18 protein-coding genes are annotated in these 17,305 nt (G+C 74.8%); 14 read left to right on the plus strand and 4 right to left on the minus strand.

Translation table 11 applies throughout. The features are described from left to right. Window positions 1–37: 37 nt before the first annotated feature. The gene (locus O2W17_RS12035; protein WP_269192674.1) at window positions 38–886 is read right to left on the minus strand and encodes an aminotransferase class IV; all 849 of its coding nucleotides are present in this window, start codon (window positions 884–886) and stop codon (window positions 38–40) included. Window positions 887–924: 38 nt separating this feature from the next. Here O2W17_RS12035 and O2W17_RS12040 point away from each other — a divergent pair, with 38 nt between their 5' ends. From O2W17_RS12040 to O2W17_RS12070, 7 genes are all read left to right on the plus strand, one after another. Next, complete coding sequence (locus tag O2W17_RS12040; protein ID WP_269192675.1) at window positions 925–1,368, plus strand: Fur family transcriptional regulator; 444 nt, start codon at window positions 925–927, stop codon at window positions 1,366–1,368. 11 nt (window positions 1,369–1,379) lie between these two features. Then, complete coding sequence (gene ygfZ / locus O2W17_RS12045; RefSeq protein WP_269192676.1) at window positions 1,380–2,501, plus strand: CAF17-like 4Fe-4S cluster assembly/insertion protein YgfZ; 1,122 nt, start codon at window positions 1,380–1,382, stop codon at window positions 2,499–2,501. A 78-nt stretch (window positions 2,502–2,579) separates the two neighbouring features. Next, the gene (locus O2W17_RS12050) at window positions 2,580–3,140 is read left to right on the plus strand and encodes an RsiG family protein (protein WP_269192677.1); all 561 of its coding nucleotides are present in this window, start codon (window positions 2,580–2,582) and stop codon (window positions 3,138–3,140) included. Window positions 3,141–3,178: 38 nt separating this feature from the next. Next, window positions 3,179–4,123 carry an asparaginase gene (locus tag O2W17_RS12055; RefSeq protein WP_269192678.1) on the plus strand — a complete coding sequence of 315 codons (945 nt, stop codon included), beginning with the start codon at window positions 3,179–3,181 and terminating at the stop codon, window positions 4,121–4,123. 87 nt (window positions 4,124–4,210) lie between these two features. Continuing rightward, a complete protein-coding gene (locus O2W17_RS12060; protein ID WP_269192679.1) occupies window positions 4,211–4,678 on the plus strand; it encodes a helix-turn-helix domain-containing protein in 468 nt (155 codons plus the stop codon). 34 nt (window positions 4,679–4,712) lie between these two features. Then, window positions 4,713–5,489: a hypothetical protein gene (locus O2W17_RS12065; protein ID WP_269192680.1), complete on the plus strand. Its 777-nt coding sequence runs from the start codon at window positions 4,713–4,715 to the stop codon at window positions 5,487–5,489. 149 nt (window positions 5,490–5,638) lie between these two features. After that, the gene (locus O2W17_RS12070; protein WP_269192681.1) at window positions 5,639–5,926 is read left to right on the plus strand and encodes a DUF2516 family protein; all 288 of its coding nucleotides are present in this window, start codon (window positions 5,639–5,641) and stop codon (window positions 5,924–5,926) included. Between the two features lie 25 nt (window positions 5,927–5,951). Here O2W17_RS12070 and O2W17_RS12075 read toward each other — a convergent pair whose 3' ends face one another. Together O2W17_RS12075 and O2W17_RS12080 are read right to left on the minus strand one after the other, a co-directional pair. Beyond that, the gene (locus O2W17_RS12075) at window positions 5,952–6,155 is read right to left on the minus strand and encodes a PspC domain-containing protein (RefSeq protein ID WP_269192682.1); all 204 of its coding nucleotides are present in this window, start codon (window positions 6,153–6,155) and stop codon (window positions 5,952–5,954) included. A gap of 32 nt (window positions 6,156–6,187) precedes the next feature. Then, window positions 6,188–7,027 carry a spermidine synthase gene (locus tag O2W17_RS12080; protein WP_269192683.1) on the minus strand — a complete coding sequence of 280 codons (840 nt, stop codon included), beginning with the start codon at window positions 7,025–7,027 and terminating at the stop codon, window positions 6,188–6,190. 487 nt (window positions 7,028–7,514) lie between these two features. Here O2W17_RS12080 and O2W17_RS12085 point away from each other — a divergent pair, with 487 nt between their 5' ends. Further along, window positions 7,515–8,930 carry an amidase gene (locus tag O2W17_RS12085; RefSeq protein WP_269192684.1) on the plus strand — a complete coding sequence of 472 codons (1,416 nt, stop codon included), beginning with the start codon at window positions 7,515–7,517 and terminating at the stop codon, window positions 8,928–8,930. A 97-nt stretch (window positions 8,931–9,027) separates the two neighbouring features. Further along, window positions 9,028–10,614 (plus strand): gamma-glutamyltransferase family protein, encoded by a 1,587-nt coding sequence (locus O2W17_RS12090; protein WP_269192685.1) that lies wholly within the window; start codon window positions 9,028–9,030, stop codon window positions 10,612–10,614. A gap of 49 nt (window positions 10,615–10,663) precedes the next feature. Here the strand turns inward: O2W17_RS12090 and O2W17_RS12095 are convergent, their stop codons facing one another. Next, on the minus strand, window positions 10,664–11,899 hold the full coding sequence (locus O2W17_RS12095) for a pyridoxal phosphate-dependent decarboxylase family protein (protein ID WP_269192686.1): 1,236 nt from the start codon (window positions 11,897–11,899) through the stop codon (window positions 10,664–10,666). A gap of 225 nt (window positions 11,900–12,124) precedes the next feature. On the opposite strand from O2W17_RS12095, the gene O2W17_RS12100 reads away from it, so the two are divergent. The 5 genes from O2W17_RS12100 (at window position 12,125) to O2W17_RS12120 (ending at window position 17,235) form a co-directional block, all read left to right on the plus strand. Beyond that, window positions 12,125–13,552: an amidase gene (locus O2W17_RS12100; RefSeq protein ID WP_269192687.1), complete on the plus strand. Its 1,428-nt coding sequence runs from the start codon at window positions 12,125–12,127 to the stop codon at window positions 13,550–13,552. A gap of 144 nt (window positions 13,553–13,696) precedes the next feature. Further along, the gene (locus tag O2W17_RS12105; RefSeq protein WP_269192688.1) at window positions 13,697–14,035 is read left to right on the plus strand and encodes a hypothetical protein; all 339 of its coding nucleotides are present in this window, start codon (window positions 13,697–13,699) and stop codon (window positions 14,033–14,035) included. Between the two features lie 70 nt (window positions 14,036–14,105). Next, window positions 14,106–14,981, plus strand: coding sequence for a transketolase (locus O2W17_RS12110; protein WP_269192689.1), 876 nt, complete (start codon window positions 14,106–14,108; stop codon window positions 14,979–14,981). After that, window positions 14,978–15,997 carry a transketolase family protein gene (locus O2W17_RS12115; RefSeq protein WP_269192690.1) on the plus strand — a complete coding sequence of 340 codons (1,020 nt, stop codon included), beginning with the start codon at window positions 14,978–14,980 and terminating at the stop codon, window positions 15,995–15,997. The genes O2W17_RS12110 and O2W17_RS12115 overlap by 4 nt, the downstream gene beginning before the upstream one ends. Further along, complete coding sequence (locus tag O2W17_RS12120) at window positions 15,994–17,235, plus strand: aminotransferase class III-fold pyridoxal phosphate-dependent enzyme (protein ID WP_269192691.1); 1,242 nt, start codon at window positions 15,994–15,996, stop codon at window positions 17,233–17,235. Before O2W17_RS12115 ends, O2W17_RS12120 begins: the two co-directional genes overlap by 4 nt. Window positions 17,236–17,305: the final 70 nt, after the last annotated feature.

Genomic DNA, 17,305 nt, shown 5'->3' on the forward strand with positions numbered 1-17,305 from the left:
GTGCCGACCAGACTTCCCGGCTCACCTCCGCTCCACGCTACCCGGCCAGCAGTGCCCGGACCCGTCGGGACAGCCCGGCGTCTCCCCGGCGGACGCCGTCGAGGGTGTGCACGTGCGCCGCGCCGCGCACCCCCGACAGCAGCCAGACGGCGTCGGCGGCGTGCAGGTCCTCGACCGTCCCGGCAGTGGTGGCCGTGGGCCAGCCGTCGGCCTCGGCGGCGGCGAACAGCCGGGCCTGGGTGGTGCCGGCGAGGATGCCGGTGTCCGCCGGCGGCGTGTGCAGGGTGCCCCCGGCGGCCCACACCACGGTGGAGGTGGGTCCTTCCAGGAGCAGGCCCTCCAGGCTGGTGAAGACGACGTCGTCGGCGCCGAGGTCGTGGGCGTGGCGCTGGGCGGCCATGTTGACCGCGTAGGAGAGGGTCTTCGCCCCACCCAGCAGCCACGGTGCCCGGGCGCGGAAGTCCGCGGGCAGCCCGAGCCCGAGGCTCACCACCGACAGACCCGCGGCCCGCTGCCGGAGCGTCTCCGGCGGCACGGGGGCGAGCAGGGCGAGCGCGGTCGGCGGGGTGCCGTCGCCCAGGCCCCGGGTCAGGAAGAGGCGGCACACCCCCTCGGCCCCGGCGTCCCAGCCGGACAGCACCGCGGTCACCAGCTCGGTCCAGGCGGCGTCCCCGGGATCGCGCAGGCCGAGGAGGGCGGCGGAGCGGGACAGCCGGGCCAGGTGCGCGGCCAGGTGCGGGGTGCGCCCGCCGACGACGGCGACGGACTCGAAGACGCCGTCCCCGCGGCCGAGCCCCTGGTCGAAGGCGGCGACCACCGGTTCGCCGGCCGGGACCGCCACCGCCGCGCCGTCCCGCCAGACCGCCACCCTGCGCTGCTCCGTCACGCGCCCAGCCTGCCGCACCCCCGGCATAGGCTCATCCCATGGGCCCGGACGACGTCGCCGCGCCGCTCGCCGAGCAGCTGCGGGCCCGCGGCCTGCGGTTGACCCCGCAGCGCGCGCGGGTGCTGGCCGCGGTGGGGGCGCTGGCGCACGCCACGCCGGAGGCGATCGGGGCGCGGCTGCGCCAGGAGGCCGGCCCGGGCGGCAGCGCCCCGGACACCTCGACGGTCTACCGCACCCTCGAGCTGCTCGAGCGGCTCGGGCTGGTGTGGCACACCCACCTGGGGCGGGGCGCGCCGGTCTACCACGCCGCCGAGCGGCCGCACCTGCACGTGGTGTGCAACTCCTGCGGGGAGATCGCGTCGGCGGCGCCGGACCTGCTCGACGAGGCGGCGGAACGTCTGGCGGCCGACCTGGGTTTCACCGTCGACGTCGGTCACGTCGCCCTCTCGGGGACGTGCCGCGCCTGCCGAGAACGCGCCTGAACGGAGTCGTCATGACCACGCCCTCGCCCCTCCTGTCCCGACCGGGGGCGGTGCCCGTCGAGGTCGCGCCCGACGTCGCCCGCACCGTCGCCGCCCACTACGGCGACCCGCTGCGCGAGCAGCGGGTGCTGGCCGAGGGCGCCGGCCTGGTCGACCGCAGCGACCGCGACGTGCTCGTGGTGCCCGGCGCCGACCGGCTGACGTGGCTGCACAGCATCACCAGCCAGCACTTCGAGCAGCTGGGCGACAGCACGGGCAGCGAGGCCCTGGTCCTCAGCCCGAACGGGCACGTGGAGCACCACCTGGTGGTCACCGAGCTGGGTGGCACCACGTGGGCCGACGTCGAGCCGGGCACCGGCGCGGCGCTGCACGCCTACCTGGAGCGGATGCGGTTCATGCTCCGGGTGGAGCCGCAGCTGGTCACCGAGGCCTGGGCGCTGCTCGCCGTCGTCGGGCCGCAGGGCCCGGCGGTGCTCGTGGCAGCGGGGCTGCCCGTGCCCGGGGCCCCCTACGCGGTCGCCGCCGCCGACGGGGGCTGGGTGCGGCGGATGCCCGCCGTCGGGGACGGCTCCGCCCCGGTGTTCGACGTCCTGGTGCCGCGGGCCGACGTCGGGACGGTCGCCGACCGCCTGCTGGCCGCCGGGGCGCGGCTGAGCGGGCTGTCCGCCTACGAGGCGCTGCGCGTGGAGGCCCGGCGGCCGCGCTTCGGGATCGACAGCGACCACCGCACCATCCCCAACGAGCTGGAGTGGCTCACCACCGCGGTGCACCTGGAGAAGGGCTGCTACCGCGGGCAGGAGACCGTCGCCCGGGTGCACAACCTCGGGCGTCCGCCCCGCCGGCTGGTGCTGCTGCACCTCGACGGCGTCAGCGAGGACCTCGCGGGGCCCGGCGAGCCGGTGCAGGCCGGCACCCGCGTGGTCGGCCGGGTGGGCAGCGTCGTCCGCCACCACGAGCTCGGCGTGGTCGCCCTGGCGCTGGTGAAGCAGTCGGTGGCCCAGGACGCCGCGCTCACCGTCGGGGGTTCGACGGCGGCCATCGACCCCGGGGACGCCCCGCCGGCGCTCGACGACACCCAGGCCGCGGCGCGTGACCGCGTGCGGGCGGTCCGGTCTGGGACGATCGCGCCGTGACCCCGCCGCCCCGCGGCGGCCACCGATGACCACCGCCGATGCCCGCGTGCCGGGTGTTCCGCCCCTGGAGGCCGCCCCGTGAGCCCGAAGCCGTCCCCCGCCGGGGGTGCCGCCGTCGACGCGCTGCTGGACCCGTCGTTCCTGGAGGACGCCGTCCGGCGGCCCATGGCCGAGGTGCGGCGGCTGCGCCGCGAGGCGGAGCAGCAGGAGGTCAACCTCTCCTACACGCGCCGGCTGCTCCAGGGGCGCCTGGACATCGTCCGGCGCGAGCTGCAGCGGCGCGCCGAGGACGACGGGCGGTCGCTGGTCGACCTCCTGCCGGAGATCCTCGCGGAGAAGGGCCGGGGCCCCGCGCACGGCCTGGGGCGGCACCAGACGGTGCAGCCGGCCAGCCCGGAGGAGTACGAGTCCTGGGTCAACTCGCTGACCCCGGGCGCCGACCTGTCGGCGATCACCGAGCTCCCCGACGACAAGCTGGAGGCGGCGGCGCGGTCGCTCGCCGAGGCGGAGAAGGGGCTGTCGGAGCGCCGGCGGGGCGTGCAGCAGGTCATGGACGGGCTGGCCGCGGAGCTGGGCCGCCGGTACCGCGACGGGGAGGCCGACGTCGCCGCCCTGCTTGCCGACGAGGGCCGGCACTGAACGAGCAGGGCCCGGCCGGCCGCTGGCCGGACGCCCCGGTGCTCGTCGAGGTGTGGCGGTCGGGCTTCCTGGAGTCGGTGCACCGGGGAGCCCTCGCGGTGCTGGGCGCCGGCGGCGACGTGCGGTTCGCCGCCGGGGACGTCACGCGGCCGGTGCTGCCGCGCTCGGCGAACAAGCCGGTGCAGGCGACCGCGCTGCTCGCGGCGGGCTGGGCTCCGCGCTCCGGCGAGGAGCTGGCCGTCGGGGCCGGCTCGCACAGCGGCGAGGACGGGCACCGGGAGCTGGCCGCCGCGATGCTCGCGGCCGCCGGCCTCGGGCCCGACGACCTGGGGTGCCCCCCGGCCCTTCCCCAGCACGAGGCGACGAGGGCCGGCTGGCTGGTCGCCGGACGGGCGCCGGACCGCCTGGCGATGAACTGCTCCGGCAAGCACGCCGCGATGCTGTCGGCGTGCGTCGCGGCGGGCTGGCCGACCACGGGGTACCTCGAGCGGGACCACCCGCTCCAGCAGGCGATCGAGGCCCGGCTGGGCGAGGCGGCCGGGGAGCCGGTCGCGGCGGTCGTGGTCGACGGCTGCGGGGCTCCGCAGCACGCGCTGTCCCTCACCGGCCTGGCGCGCGGGGTGCTCTCGCTGGTGCAGGCGCCGGAGGGCTCCCGGGACCGGGCGGTGGCCGACGCCGTGCGGGCGCACCCGTGGTTCGTCGCGGGGACCGGCCGGGAGGACACCGAGCTGATGCGCGCGGTACCCGGGCTGCTGGTGAAGGGCGGTGCGGACGGCGTCCACGTGGCGGCGCTGCCCGGTGGGGGAGCGGTGGCGCTGAAGCTGGACGACGGCGGCGACCGAGGCCGGACGCCGGCGCTCACCGCGGGGCTGCGCCGGATCGGCGTGCCGGCGGAGGTGCTTGCTCCGTGGGCCCGGCCACCCGTGCCGGGTGGCGACGGGGTCGTCGGCGAGGTCCGGGAGTCGGCTGCCCTCGACGCCTGAGCTGCGGCTTCGCGTGTGAGGGGGTTCACGCCGCCGTGCTAACCGTTCCGCTTGCAAGAGCTAGCACCCCGGGCTAACGTCGAGAGCGTGCAGAAGCCCGGTGAATTCGTCCGCGAGCAGGTGACGACGGTCCGCTCGACGGTGGACCGGGTCGCCGGCAGCGTGGCCGACACGGTCGCCGATGCCCCCAGCGTCTCGGTGGTCAGCTCCTCGGTGGGCGATTTCATCCGCGAGCAGCGCAGCGCCGCGCGTGTCTCGCTGCGCGAGCTGGCCCGCACCGCCGGCGTCAGCAACCCCTACCTGTCCCAGGTGGAGCGCGGCCTCCGCAAGCCGTCGGCGGAGATCCTCGCGTCGATCGCCCGGGGCCTGAAGATCTCGGCCGAGACGCTCTACGAGCAGGCGGGGATCCTCGACCGGCGTACCGGGAACCCGGACACCGTGGCGGCGATCCGCAACGACGACGCGCTGTCCGAGCGGCACAAGGCCGTCCTGCTCGAGCTCTACGAGACCTACGTCCGTGAGCACCGTGCCGCCGCCGCCCCGGCCGCCAACTGAACGTCCCCCTCCCCTCCACTCCGAAGGAGTCGGCATGACCACCACCCAGACCCCGAAGCAGCACGGCGACGTCGCCGTCGCCCAGGGCCGCACCCTCGCCGAGCAGGCCCGCACCCCGCTGCTGGCCTTCGTCGGCGCCGGTGACCTGGCCGTCGAGCGGGCCCGCACCGCCGTCGCCTCGTTCCGCTCCAAGGCCGAGGCGCTGCCCGGCGAGGCGCAGGTCCAGGCCGACCTGGCCGTCAAGGAGGCCCGCACCCGGGCCACCGAGGCGGTCGGCACCGCCCGCACCACCGCCCAGCAGCTGGCCACCGCCGTCCGCCCCGAGGCGCTGCGCAGCACCGTCGTCGGGCTGGTCGAGACGGCCCGCACCCAGGCCCTCACCACCGTCGAGACGCTGGCCGAGCGCGGCGCCGTGGTCGTCGAGGACCTGCGCCGCCAGCCCGGTGTCCGCCGGGTCGTCCGCCGCGCCGAGCAGGCCGTCGACAGCGTCGAGGACACCCTCGAGGACGTGCTGGAGGACACCGCCGAGGCCGTCGTCGAGGCCTCCAACGAGGTGACCTCGGTCGCGCAGAAGACCGCGGCCAAGGCCACCAAGGTGGCTGCCAAGGCCGAGGACGCGCTCGAGGACGCCGCCGACGCGACCAAGGACGTCGCCGAGGACGCCGTCGCCGAGCCCAAGGCGAAGACCTCCGCCAAGAAGAGCAGCGCCGCCGCCCGCAAGTCGCCGGCCAAGGCGACCTCGGCGCGCGTGACCCGGGCCCGCACCGCCAAGCCGGCGGACCCGACCGCGGTGCCCGCGAAGAAGAGCTGACGTCACCCGCACGTCGGACCACCGACCAGGGCCCCGGAGCTGCGACCAGCGCTCCGGGGCCCTGTCGCGTCCGTGGCCGCCCACCCCGTCCGGGCGAGTCGGCGTGCGCGGCACCCGGGCCGCCCCCGGGCGCGGGTAGGCTCGGACCCATGGGCGTGTTCGACGGATGGCTGCTGCTCATCCTGTACTGGGCGTCCCTGGCGCTCACCGCCTGGGCGTTCGCCGACGCCCTGGTCCGGCCGGCCTCCGGTTACGTCGCGGCCGGCAAGCTCACCAAGCCCGGCTGGGCTGCGATCACCGGGCTCGCCCTGCTGATCATCTTCTGGCAGAAGACGCCGATGTCGCTGCTCGGCCTGCCCGCCGTCATCGCCGCGGTCGTCTACCTGGTCGACGTGCGCCCCGCGGTCCGGGGTCTCAGCAGCGGCAACAGCTGGTAGCCGGTCGCCCGTCCGCGGGCGGCGTTCAGGGCCGGTCGTCGGCCGGCATCAGGACCCACAGCAGCAGGTAGGCGACGAACTGCGGGCCGGGGAGCACGCAGGAGATCAGGAAGGCCACGCGAAGGCCGCCGCGCGAGAGCCCGTAGCGGCGGGCGATCCCGGCGCACACGCCGGCGACCATCTTGTGGCGGGTGTCCCGGCGCAGCCGGTACGAGGCAGGCATCGTCATGCCCGCAGCCTAGGGCCGGCCGGCGCTGCCGGTCAGCGGGTGAAGACGCCGTCGGGCGGCTCGGGCGAGGGCTGGGCCTCGGCGTCGGGGACCGGCCGGGCGTTGCCCGTGAAGCGGTCGAGGTCCCCGCCGTCGACCACGCGCGACGGCATCGGGTCGCGCGCGCAGGCGCGGCTGAGGTCGGCCAGCGGCAGCTCGGCGTCGGACGCGACCGCGACGAGGTTGCCGAATCGGCGGCCGCGCAGGGTGCCGGGCTCGGCCAGCAGGCAGACGTGCCGGAACGCGGTCCGCAGGGTGGCGACCTGCCCGCGGGCGAAGCGCAGCGGGGGACCGTCCGCGACGTTGGCGACGGCGACGCCCCCGGGGCGCAGCACCCGCGCGACCTCGGCGGCGAACTCCGCCGTGGTGAGGTGCGCCGGGGTGCGCGCGCCGGCGAAGACGTCGGTCACGACGACGTCGGCGCTCGCCGTGCGCATCGTGCCCAGCGCCTCCCGGGCGTCGGCGGCGCGGACCCGCACCCGGGCGTGCCGCGGGAGGGGCAGGAAGTCGCGCACCAGCCCGGTGAGCGGCTCGTCGATCTCGACCACGCGCTGCCGGGAGCCGGGCCGGGTCGTCGCGACGTACCGCGGCAGCGTCAGCGCTCCGCCGCCCAGGTGGACGACGTCGAGGGCGGCGCCGGGCTCCGCGGCGAGGTCCAGCACGTGGCCCATCCGCCGGACGTACTCGAACTCCAGGTGCGCCGGGTCGTCGAGGTCGACGTGCGACTGCGGGGTGCCGTCCACCAGGAGCATCCAGGCCCCGTCGCGGTCGGCGTCGGCCAGCAGCTCAGCGGTGCCGCCCGCGACGGGGGTCGGGCCGGGGGGCGTCCTCATCGACGGCACGACGTGCGGACGGTCGCCCGCTCGGAGTCGGCAGCAGCCCGGGAGGCGCGACCACGGGGGGCGGGTGCCACGTCCGGGAGCCGTCCGCGGGCGGTGCCGGTCCGGACGAGGGGCCGGTCGTGGAACGCGCGCATGCCCCCATCGTGCCCGGCCGGATCGACGGGGTGCCGGGTGCCCGGTGACGGGAGACACGGGATGATCCTTGCGCCCGCCCCGCGCGCGGTCGTAGCGTGCGCCACGTTCCGGGACGGGTTCCGCGACTGCGACCAGCTCTCGATCCCGCGCTCGGAGGAGTCGACGACGTGACGGAAGAGCCGGCCTCGCGCGGTCGCCGTCGCCCGGATGCGCGTCGCCGGCCGCTCGCCGCCGGGATGCGACGAAGGCGCCCCGGCAGCCCACCACCCACCCACCGGGCGCGGCGGTGCGACGCGGCGCGGTCCGGCGCCGCGGCGGCGGCCCCGACGAGAGCAGGCCCAGCATGACGACCGACCTGGTGTACACGCCCGCGACGGAGCTGGCCGAACGCATCCGGTCCGCGGAACTGTCGCCGGTGGAACTCGTGGACGCCGTGCTCGAACGCGTCGCGGCCGTGGAGCCGTCGCTGCACGCGTTCATCACGCTCGACGAAGAGCGGGCGCGGGAGAGCGCCCGCGAGGCGGAGAAGGCGGTGGCGGAGGGGCGAGACCTCGGGCCGCTGCACGGGATCCCGGTCTCGGTCAAGGACCTGTTCGCGACCGCGGGCCTCCGTACGACGTGGGGCTCGAAGTTCTTCGAGGACCACGTGCCGGACTTCGACGCCGTGGCGGTGCAGCGCCTGCGGACGGCCGGCGCGATCATCATCGGGAAGACCAACACCCCGCAGCTCGGGCACAAGGACATGTCCGACAACCTGGTGGCGGAGGCGGCGCGGAACCCTTGGGACCTCGGTCGCACGGCCGGCGGCTCGAGCGGTGGAGCCGCGGCTGCGGTCGCGGCCGGGATGGGGCCGATCGCGCTGGGCTCGGACGGCGCCGGGTCCATCCGCATCCCGGCCGCGCTGTGCGGGGTGTACGGCATCAAGCCGTCGGCGGGACGGGTGCCCTTCTGGCCGAACCGCGACTACTGGAGCGCGCGGTCGCACATCGGTCCGATGTCGCGCACCGTGCGGGACGCGGCCTTGATGCTCTCGGTCATGGCCGGCCCCGATCGCCGGGACCCGCTGTCGATCGACAGCACGCCGGAGGACTACCTGTCGGCCTGCGCCCGGGACCTCACCGGCTTGCGCGTCGCCTGGACCCCGAACTTCGGATTCGACTGGGTGGGTCTCGACCCGGAGGTCCGCGCCGCGACGGAGGCGGCCGCGCACCGGTTCAGCGAGCTGGGCTGTTCCGTCGACGAGGTCGACCCGGGCTGGGCGGATCCGTCCGAGTGGCACCGCACCCTGTTCCGGGCGGGCATCGTCGGCAGCTTCGGGGAGCGGGCCCGGGAGCACCCGGAGTGGGTAGACGACAGCCTGGCCGCCTTGATGGAGGCCGGCAGGGACATCACCATGACGCAGCTCGTCCAGGCGCAGGGCCAGCGGTCGGTCTTCTACGACCAGGCGCGGGCCTTCATGGACGGCTACGACATCCTGCTGAGCCCCACGATGACCGGTGGGGCGTGGCCCTACGACGGTCAGCCGGGGGACATCGGCGGGCACCCCGTGCAGGCCGTCCCGGGTGGTCGCTGGCCGCTGATGTTCCCCGCGAACGCGCTCGGCTGGCCAGCGGCCTCCGTTCCCTGTGGCTTCACGTCCGAGGGGCTGCCCATCGGGCTGCAGATCATCACCCCGTGGCACGCCGACGCCCTCTGCCTCACCGCGTCGGCGGCCTTCGAGGCCGTCCAGCCGTGGGCGCAGGCCGTGCCGGACCTCTGACGAGCCGTGCCGCGCGGACGGACGACGTCGTCCGGCCCGCTCCGACCCTGGACCTGCGAGACCGACGCAGCCGCACCCCGACCGAAAGTTGCCCGTCATGACCTGGAAGACCGAGACAGTCACCGGCCCGGACGGCCTGGTGTGCAGCGTGGACCGGCTCGCGTCGGAAGCCGGTGCGTCCGTGCTGCGGGCCGGTGGGAACGCGGTCGACGCCGCGATCGCGACCAGCGCGGCCCTGGCGGTGACGACCCCGCACATGTGCGGCCTGGGCGGTGACCTGTTCGCCCTCGTCGGCGGCCCGGGCACCGGCGCGGCGGAGCCCCTGGTGCTCAACGCCTCCGGGCGTGCCGGGAGCGGAGCCGATCCGGACCGGATGCGCGCCGAGGGCCACCGCGCCATGCCCTTGCGCGGCGATGTCCGGAGCGCTCCGGTGCCGGGCTGCGTGGACGGCTGGGTCACGCTGCACGGGCGGCTCGGACGGCTGCCCCTCGCCGACGTGCTGGCGCCGGCGATCGAGCTGGCGGAAGCTGGGTTCCCCACGTCGCCGCTCCTCGCCGCGGCCCTTCCCCGGCTCGCCGGGGTCACCGGCTGCGACGAGCTCGTCGGGTCGGGGGTCGCGGCGGGTGACGTGCTGCTGCGGCCCGGCCCCGCCCGGATGCTCCGCGCCGTGGCGGCCGAGGGACGCGAGGGCTTCTACGGCGGGGAGTTCGGGGAGCGGCTGCTGGAGGTGGGGGCGGGGGAGTACACCCCCGAGGACCTCTCCGGGTCGCTCGCCGACTGGGTGGGCGGACTGGCCCTCGACGTCTGGGGCCACCGGGTCTGGACCGTCCCGCCGAACTCCCAGGGCTACCTGGGGCTCGCCGGCGCGGGGATCGCTGAGCGGCTGGGGCTCGGCGCCGACCCCGACGACGCGACCTGGGCGCACGTGACCGTGGAGGCGGCGCGGCTGGCCGGGTTCGACCGGCCGCGGTGCCTCTTCGACGGCGCGGACGGCGCCCGGCTCATCGCCCCGGACCGGCTGGACGAGCGGGCTGCGATGTTCGACCCCCACCGTCCGGCGCGGGTGGGTGATCGCTACCGCGCCGGCGGCACGATCTACCTCTGCGCCTCCGATGGCGACGGCATGGGCGTCAGCCTGATCCAGTCCAACGCCGGCGGATTCGGCTGCCACGTGGCGGTGCCCGGGACGGGAGTGCTGCTGCACAACCGGGGGATCGGCTTCAGCCTGGAGGAAGGGCACCCGGCCGAGTACCGGCCGGGCCGGCGCCCGCCGCACACGTTGGCCCCGGCGCTCGTCACCCGCCCCGACGGGTCCCTGCGCGCGGTGCTCGGCACGATGGGCGGGGACTCGCAGCCGCAGGTGGTGCTGCAGATGCTCGCCCGCCTGCTCGTCGCCGGTCAGGACCCGGGTGCCGTGCTCAGCGCTCCGCGGTGGGTCCTGGGGGTCGAGGAGGGGACCGGGTTCAACGTGTGGGACGGTCCCGACACGCACCGCGTCCGCATCGAGGAGCACGCGCCGGGGCCCTGGCGCACGGGTCTCCAGGAGCGCGGGCACGAGGTCGAGACCGCGGGCCGGGACCTCGTGGGGTTCGGGCACGCCCACCTCATCGACTTCCCGCGCGACGGCTCGCCCCGGGGTGCCGCGGACCCGCGGTCGCTGGTCGGCGCGGCCGTGGCCGGCTGAGCGGCTGAAGCCGGCCTCCGCGACGGCGCCGGAGGCCGGGGCGGCGTGTTCAGCTGTACCCGGGTGACTGCTCGGAGGGGGTCGCGTCGTCGGCCGAGCACGCCGACCGCAGATCGGCGAGGAGCGCCTCGGCCACCCGGTCGTGGCCTGCGGTGACGGTCAGGTGGATCGACTCGGGTGGCCCCTGGAGGCCCATGGCCCACCCGCGGCGTCGCATGTCCTTGGCGATCGCCGGAAGGGAGTGCACGTCCGAGCCGAACGCCAGCAGACTGGCGTGGGGAGAGCCGAGGACGTGCAGGCCGGGGGTGCGTTCGATCCCGGCGAGGATCGCGTCCGAGGCGGTCAGCGCACGGCTGACCAGGCCGAGGTAACCCTCTCTCCCCAGGTGGGTGAGCGCGGCCCAGGCCGCGGCGATGGCTCCGCCCGGCCGGGTGCCCGCCACGTTGGGAGCCGCGTATCGGCCGCCGGACCAGTCGTCGAAGACGAAGGGCTGGTGGGCGAAGTAGGCCGGGTCCCGGTAGAGCACGAGGGATGCGCCCTTGGCCGCATAGCCGAACTTGTGCAGGTCGACGGACATGGACGACACCCCGGGAACCGCGAAGTCGAAGTCGGGGATGGTCCTGCCCAGGTCACGCGCGAACGGCAGCAGCATGCCCCCGACGCACGCGTCCACGTGGAGCGGGACCTCGCGGGCGAGGGCGTGCCCGGCCAGCTCGGCCACCGGGTCCACGACCCCGTGCGGATAGGAGGGGGCGGACGCGACCACGAGCGCCGTGTCGTCGGAGACGGCGGCCAGCATCTGCTCCGGGTCCGCGCCCAGTCCGGCCGGGTCCACGGGGACGCGCGTCGTCGTCATCCCGAGCAGGTGGGCCGCCTTGCTGAAGGCGGGATGGGCTGACGTCGGCAGGACGATCCGGGGCCTGCCCACCTCCGGATGCCGTTCGAGCAGCCGGTCCCGCGCCGTCTTGACCGCCAGGAGGATGCTCTCCGATCCCCCGGACGTGATGCTCCCGGCGGGGGACGGGCAGCCGAGGAGGTCGCCGACCATCTCGATCACCTCCCGCTCCATCCGAGCCAGGCTCGGGAAGGCCGAAGGGCTGAGGCCGTTGGTCGAGAAACCCGCCAGGTACGCCCGCTGGAGGAGCGATTCGAGCGCCTCGCCGCCGTGGTAGACGTAGGCGAAGGCGCGCCCGTCCCGCCAGTCGATGTCCTCGTCCTGCATCCGGTCGATGTGCCCGAGCACGTCGGACGCGGCGACGCCCGATGGGGGGAACGGCGTGGTCATGGTGGTGTCTCCGTCGTCGGCCGGGGCGGTCTCCGGCGGGGGATGGGCCTCGTGGGTGGGTGGGTGGGCAGGAGCCGTCGGCGCCCGTCCCCGTCGTCCGGCCGGGGAGCCAGCGACCGGCGAGCAGCGCACCGGTGGGCAGTGCCGATCGCGACCTGGTCCGAGCGGCCGGCCGGGCGTTGACGCGGCAGCTAGGTTTCGGCCACACCCACCCTGGAGGGGTTCTTGGACGTCGAGCTGTGCCACCTGCCCGCGGTCGAGCAGCGCGCGCTGCTCCGCTCCGGTCAGCTCTCCGCGCGCGAGCTGCTGCAGAACTCCCTCGAGCGCATTGAGCAGGTGAACCCCGTGCTCAACGCCGTCGTGACCCTGGATCCGGAGGGAGCGCTCCGTCAGGCCACCGCCGCTGACGAGGCATTCGTCCACCGCGAGGACCTGCCGCCACTGCACGGCCTCGTCATGGCGCACAAGGACCTGCTGGCCACGGGTGGCATGCGCACCACCTGGGGCTGCCGGCTGTTCGCCGACCACGTGCCGGCTGCGGACGCGCACGCGGCCGCACGCATGGCCCAGGCGGGGGCCGTCCGGGTCGGCAAGACCAACGTGCCCGAGTTCGGGCTCGGCTCGCACACCGTCAACCCGGTGTTCGGCAGCACGGGGAACCCCTACGCCCCGGACCGCAGTGCGGGTGGCTCGTCGGGTGGCGCCGCTGCCGCACTGGCGTCCGGGATGGTCAGCCTCGCGGACGGGGGCGACATGGGCGGCTCGCTGCGCAATCCCGCGTCCTTCTGCAACGTGGTCGGGCTGCGCCCCCCGGTCGGACGCGTGACCCAGGCTCCCGTGGAGCGGGGCGGCTGGCCCGACCTCGCCGTGCTGGGGCCCATGGGGCGCACGGTCGCGGACACCGCCCTGCTGCACGGAGTGCTCAGCGGCTTCGACCCAGCGGACCCGAACTCGGTCCCCGGGACCGGGGCGGAGTTCCTCGCCCTCGCGGAGGAGTCGCCCCGGGACCAGTGGCCCCACCTCCGGGTCGCCTGGACTTCCGATCTCGGCGGCCTGCCGGTCGACCCCGAGGTGACCGCGGTCCTGGAGGAGCGCGGGCGTTCCGCGCTGGAGCGTCTCGGCGCGACGGTCGACGACTGGGCAGCCGACTTCCGCGGCGCCGATGTCGCCTTCCACACCATCCGGGCCTGGAGCGTCGCCGGCCGTCTGGGACCGATGTACCGCGAGCACGCGGACCTCCTGGGTGCGAACCTGCGGGCCGACGTCGAGGAGGGCTTCCAGGTCACCGCCGACGACCTCTACCGCGCGATCCGCCTCCAGGCGGCGGTGCGGGCTCGGGTCCTCGCGGCTTTCGACCACGCGGACGTCCTGGCGATGCCCACCGTCCAGCTGCCGCCGTTCCCCATCGGCTGGGACTGGCCGCACGAGGTGGCGGGGGTGGCGCAGGGCCACTACCTGACGTGGATGCGGTCGTGCTGGTACATCACGCTCACGGGGCTCCCGGCGATCTCCGTGCCCTGCGGCTTCACCAGCGGCGGGCTCCCCGTCGGGCTCCAGCTGGTCGGGCAGCCGTACGGCGAGGTGGACCTGCTCCGTGTCGCGGCCTCGTTCGAGCTCGTCGATCCCGCGGGAGCCAGGCGCCCGCGGCTCTGAGGGAGCCCGGAGCGGGGAGGGGACCGACACACTATTGATTATGGTGGACGGATGATATAAAACCGACGCCGGTCGCTGGCTGCCGACCGCTTCCGGGCCCGGGGCTCGAGCGCCGCGCCTGGTCGACGACGCGCAGGCGGCGGCATGGAGCCGGGTGGCGTGCTCGTCGACATCTCCATCGACCAGGGTGGCTGCTTCGAGGACTCCCGTCCGACGACGCATGCCGCTCCGACCTCCCCGGTGCACCGCTCGCTTGGCTGCTGTGTCGCCAGCCTGCCGGGCTCGGACCCGTCCATGTCCACCCGCGCGCTGACCGTCGCGACGCCGCGCCACGACCTGCGCCGGCCGGCCAGGACGCCGGTCGGGCGGTGGAGGAGGGCGCGGAGCCGGCCACCGGGGCAGCGCCGTCGGAGGTGCCCTCGTCGCCGTAGCCATCGGGGAGGCGCACCCGCTGCCGGTTTCTCGGAAGTCCTGGACACTTGATATACCGGACGCCCGACCAATATAGTGACCCCGATCCCGCACTCCGGTTCTGGCGAGCGAAGGACGACCCATGAGCCTCAGCACGGTCCGACCGGCGACCGCCGCGAGCCCTGAACTGCTCGCGCGGAAGGCGATGTTCATCAGGCTGGAAACGGTCCGGCTGAGCCGGATCGCCGGCGCCGGTCACTACTCGGCCGTCTTCTCTGCAGCGGAGCTGCTCGCGGCGCTGTACTACTCCGAGCTGCGGGTGGACCCGGAGAACCCTCGCGATCCGCAGCGGGACCGGTTCGTGCTGAGCAAGGGACACGCGGCGATCGGCCTCTACCCCGTCCTGGCCGACCTGGGCTTCTTCGACCCTGCTCTGCTGGACGACTACACGCGGCTGGGCAGTGCGTTCGGTGACCACCCGGACATGAAGAAGATTCCCGGCATCGACTTCAGCTCCGGATCCCTCGGGCACGGGCTGTCGATCGGGTTCGGCATGGCCATGGCCGGCCGGATGTCGGGGGCGGACTACCGCACCTGGGTGGTGCTCGGCGACGGCGAGCTGGCCGAGGGGCAGATCTGGGAGGCAGCCATGTCGGCCGGGCACTACCGCCTCGGGCGCCTGCGGGCGGTCGTGGACGTCAACCAGCTGGGCATCGACGGCTTCACCAAGGACGTCATGACGGTGGAACCGATCGCGCAGCGGTTCGAGTCCTTCGGCTGGGCGACCCAACGCATCGACGGCCACGACCTACCGAGCATCCTGGCCGCCTTCGCCGGTCTGCCGGACGCCGACGACGGCCGACCGCAGTGCATCATCGCCGACACGGTCAAGGGCCGGGGGGTCCGACGGATGGAGTTGAGCCCCGACTGGCACGTCGGGAACCTGGTCGGCGCCGACTACGACGACGTCGTCGCGGAGCTGTCGGCCGGTCTCTCGGGCGGCGGGGACCTCCGATGAGCGAGTGGCAGGACCAGTCGGAGATCTTCAACGGCACGTCGGACACCGCGCTCAAGGACTCCAGGTCGGCCGACGGCAACGACCGCCGCGGGACCACCGCCTTCGTGTTCGGCGAGGAGCTCGCCGACATCGCCGACCGGGACCCGCGCGTCGCGGTGCTCACCGCCGACCTGGCCCGGTCGAACCGGGCCGTGGACTTCCAGCAGCGCCACCCCGACCGGTTCCTCAACGTGGGGATCGCCGAGAAGAACATGATCACCGCGGCTGCCGGGATGGCCTCCTGCGGGTACGTCCCCTTCGCCGCGACCTTCGCCTCGTTCGCCGCGCTGCTGGGCTGCGAGCAGATCCGGACCGACTGCGCGTACCCGCGGATGCCGGTCCGTGTCGTCGGCCACCACTCGGGCATGTCGATGGGCTTCTACGGCACCAGCCACCACAGCCTGGAAGACCTCGGCATCATGCGGACCATCGCCGATCTCACCGTCGTGTGCGCCACGGACGAGAACCACCTGCGCGCCGTGCTGCGGGCATCGATGGACCACCCCGGTGCGATGTACCTGCGGCTCGGCCGAGGACGTGACCCCGAGGTCTACCCCACCGTCCCGGAGATCACCTTCGGCCGCTCCATCCGGCTGCGGGAGGGGAGTGACCTCACGATCCTGGCGACCGGGTCGACCGTCCGCCCGGCACTCGATGCCGCCGCCCTGCTCGCCGAGGACGGCTACTCCACGCGCGTCGTCGACATGTTCACCGTCAGCCCGCTGGACAAAGACGAGGTCGTGTCCTCGGCCGCGGCCACCGGTGCCGTGCTCACCGTGGAGGAGCACAACATCACCAACGGCCTCGGGACGGCGGTCGCGGAGACCCTGTTCGAGGCCGGGGTGTCCGGAGCGCGCTTCAAGCGCCTCGGCGTCCCCGACGAGCACGTGCTGCTCGGTCCCCCCGCCGCGCTCTACGCGCACTACCAGCTCGATGCGACGGGCATTGCCACTCAAGCGAAAGAGTTGATGAGATGACGCAGGTTCTCGCCGCCCGGACGGCCGACGCCGCCCTTCGCACGCGGGCCAGTTCGGTGATCCCCGGCGGCATGTACGGGCACATGAACGTCGCGGGCATGCCCGACGCCTACCCGCAGTTCATGACCGCCGGCGAGGGGAGCCGGCTCTGGGACGCCGACGGGAACGAGTACATCGACTTCATGTGCGGCTGGGGCCCCGTCGTCCTCGGCCGCAAGCACCCCGGGGTGGAGGCCGCGGTTCGCGCGCAGCTGGACACCGGGGATCTCCTCGACGGCCCGTCGCCGGTGATGGTGGACCTCGCCGAGCTGCTGGTCGACCTGGTCCCGCACGCGGACTGGGCCATGCTGGCGAAGAACGGCACGGACGCCACGACGGCCTGCGTCACGATCGCGCGGGCGGCCACGGGCCGGCGGAAGATCCTCATCGCCGACGGCGCGTACCACGGCGCGATCCCGTGGTGCACCCCGAAGGCCGGGGGAGTGCTGGCCGAGGACCGCGCGCACCTGGGCTACTTCGAGTACAACGACGTCGCGTCGCTGGAGGCCGCCGTGGCCGAGGCCGGTGACGACCTGGCCGGCATCATCGTCGCGCCGGCGCGCCAGGAGCTCGCCCGTGACCAGGAGATGGGGACCGCCGAGTTCGCCCGGGCGATCCGGGCGATCTGCGACCGCACCGGAGCGGTCATGATCCTCGACGACGTGCGGTGCGGCTTCCGCCTGGACCTGGGTGGCAGCTGGGAGCCCTACGGCGTCCAGCCCGACCTGGCCGCCTGGTCCAAGGCCATCGCCAACGGGTACTCGCTCGCCGCGATCACCGGCCGGGAGAGCCTCCGCCAGGGCGCGACAGGGGTCTACGTGACCGGCTCGTTCTGGTACTCGGCGGTGTCCATGGCGGCCTCGATCGCCACGCTCACGGCGCTCCGGGACACCGACGCGCTGGCGCGGATGGCGGATGCGGGCCGGTACCTGCGTGACGGGCTGACCGTCCAGGCGGCTGCCCACGGCTTCGTCACCCGGCAGACCGGGCCGGTCCAGATGCCCCTCATGCGTTTCGCGGACGACACCGCGGAATCGACGCTGGCCCGGATCTGGACGAACGAAGCCGTCAAGCGCGGGGTGTACCTCCACCCAGTGCACAACTGGTTCGTCTGCGCCGCCCACACGCGGGAGGACATCGACCAGGCGCTGCAGCGGACCGACGACGCGTTCGCCGAGCTCAGCCGCCTCGTGGGGTAGCCGGCGCGGGCCCGGCCGGGTGGTCACGGCCACCCGTGGCCGGTGCGACCGAGCGAGCACCCGAGATCGA

Origin of the sequence: Blastococcus sp. VKM Ac-2987, assembly GCF_026967805.1 — a bacterium.
GTDB lineage: Bacteria > Actinomycetota > Actinomycetes > Mycobacteriales > Geodermatophilaceae > Blastococcus.

What these genes read in the sequence shown, in the direction of transcription:
- O2W17_RS12065 (WP_269192680.1), top strand. Translation starts at nt 4,713, where the DNA reads ATGACCACCACCCAGACCCCGAAGCAGCACGGCGACGTCGCCGTCGCC.
- O2W17_RS12075 (WP_269192682.1), bottom strand. Translation starts at nt 6,155, where the DNA reads ATGACGATGCCTGCCTCGTACCGGCTGCGCCGGGACACCCGCCACAAG.
- O2W17_RS12090 (WP_269192685.1), top strand. Translation starts at nt 9,028, where the DNA reads ATGACCTGGAAGACCGAGACAGTCACCGGCCCGGACGGCCTGGTGTGC.
- O2W17_RS12080 (WP_269192683.1), bottom strand. Translation starts at nt 7,027, where the DNA reads ATGAGGACGCCCCCCGGCCCGACCCCCGTCGCGGGCGGCACCGCTGAG.
- O2W17_RS12095 (WP_269192686.1), bottom strand. Translation starts at nt 11,899, where the DNA reads ATGACCACGCCGTTCCCCCCATCGGGCGTCGCCGCGTCCGACGTGCTC.
- O2W17_RS12120 (WP_269192691.1), top strand. Translation starts at nt 15,994, where the DNA reads ATGACGCAGGTTCTCGCCGCCCGGACGGCCGACGCCGCCCTTCGCACG.
- O2W17_RS12070 (WP_269192681.1), top strand. Translation starts at nt 5,639, where the DNA reads ATGGGCGTGTTCGACGGATGGCTGCTGCTCATCCTGTACTGGGCGTCC.
- ygfZ (WP_269192676.1), top strand. Translation starts at nt 1,380, where the DNA reads ATGACCACGCCCTCGCCCCTCCTGTCCCGACCGGGGGCGGTGCCCGTC.
- O2W17_RS12105 (WP_269192688.1), top strand. Translation starts at nt 13,697, where the DNA reads ATGGAGCCGGGTGGCGTGCTCGTCGACATCTCCATCGACCAGGGTGGC.
- O2W17_RS12115 (WP_269192690.1), top strand. Translation starts at nt 14,978, where the DNA reads ATGAGCGAGTGGCAGGACCAGTCGGAGATCTTCAACGGCACGTCGGAC.
- O2W17_RS12110 (WP_269192689.1), top strand. Translation starts at nt 14,106, where the DNA reads ATGAGCCTCAGCACGGTCCGACCGGCGACCGCCGCGAGCCCTGAACTG.
- O2W17_RS12085 (WP_269192684.1), top strand. Translation starts at nt 7,515, where the DNA reads ATGACGACCGACCTGGTGTACACGCCCGCGACGGAGCTGGCCGAACGC.
- O2W17_RS12040 (WP_269192675.1), top strand. Translation starts at nt 925, where the DNA reads ATGGGCCCGGACGACGTCGCCGCGCCGCTCGCCGAGCAGCTGCGGGCC.